Below are 1273 nucleotides of genomic sequence, written 5' to 3' on the forward strand. Positions count from 1 at the left end.
TGTCCATGGCGTCGTCCCAGCGGTCGCTGATCGCGAGCGCCCGCAGATGCAGCACGTGATTCCCGGTGTCGCGGTGCCAGCGAGAGCCGCAGCGCTTCATGCGCAGTCCGACCAGCGTCTTGCACGTGGCCTCGACGTTGCCGCTGCCGATGGGCAGGCCCTTCGTGATGGCGCCGGCGTAGTTCATGCGATGGGCGTTGTTGCTCAGGTAGGTGATCGCGTCGTGCACTGGCCGATCGCCGTCGATCACGACTTCGGCCCGCCCCGAAGCCAGAAGCTCGTCTCGGATCGACTCGGCCGCGTCCTTGCGGCGCCGCAACTGGTGGCGCCAGCCCCAGCTCATCGCTCTGGCCGCAGCGTCGTCACCGGCGATCGCCTTGGCTGCAGCAGAGAGCTTCTCGACGACGTGCCAGAAGTCGACGCAACGGTGAAGGCGACCGAACACGCTGACGGGGAAGTTGGACTCGAGCAGGTTCCACATCTCGGGGGCACCGTCGGCGAGCAGCGTGAGCAACAGGTCGGGACGCTTCTCTCGCAGCACGAGCACGTCGTTCGCCAGCAGATTGCACAGGTCCTGCGGATCGCGCCCAGGCATCTGACCGCGGCGCAGCGTGTGCAGGGCGCGCCCATCCCGGTCGTGCAGGGTCACGGTCGCGCAGTAGCACATGTGAAAGACTCGGCGCACCGATCGCTTCGGCGCGTTCTTGCGCGGTCGGCCCGGCGGTCGAGGCACCAACTCCTCCATCGGCACGCTGGCGCGGTCGATCGCCACGCTGATCGAGGCGGCTTCGGCTGGGACTTCGAAGGCCTGGATGAGGGCGTCCTCGATGTCGGCGTGATGCTCGAGCCACAGCTCTCCCACCAGATGCGGCACTCGCTCGAAGCTCGCGCGCGAGTAGGGCAGTCGGCAGTCTTGTCGCGCGCTCTGCTCCGCTTCGCGCGACGTTCCGGACTGCAGATGGTGCGCCATCGCGCGGGCCGTCTGCGGCAACCAACCGTCGCCGATCGCGCCAACACGAAGGCTGATCAGGTCCACGGTCTTGCCGTTGCGTACACCGAGCTCGCGGTAGATGCCTCGATGCGCAGGGGCGATGCCGGTCATCGTCTTGTAGTTGCCCAAGCCCTCGCCGACGCGGACGAAGACCGCGCCGCCGATCTCGATGCGCTGGGGCTCGTTCGCCGCCGCCGCCTCCAGAGTGCACTGGTGGGCCGCCGTCTCGATCGCGGCACTCAGCTCGGCGTAGAGGCGTTCGATCGCGGCGTAGTCGACGGC

1 protein-coding gene is annotated in these 1273 nt (G+C 68.0%); it reads right to left on the minus strand.

The features are described from left to right. A partial coding sequence (locus ACOVRJ_RS11960) for an ISKra4 family transposase (protein ID WP_422044073.1) occupies window positions 1–1273 on the minus strand: 1273 nt, incomplete at both ends.

It is taken from the genome of Roseateles sp. (genome assembly GCF_049240545.1).
Classification (GTDB): Bacteria; Pseudomonadota; Gammaproteobacteria; order Burkholderiales; family Burkholderiaceae_C; genus Paucibacter_A.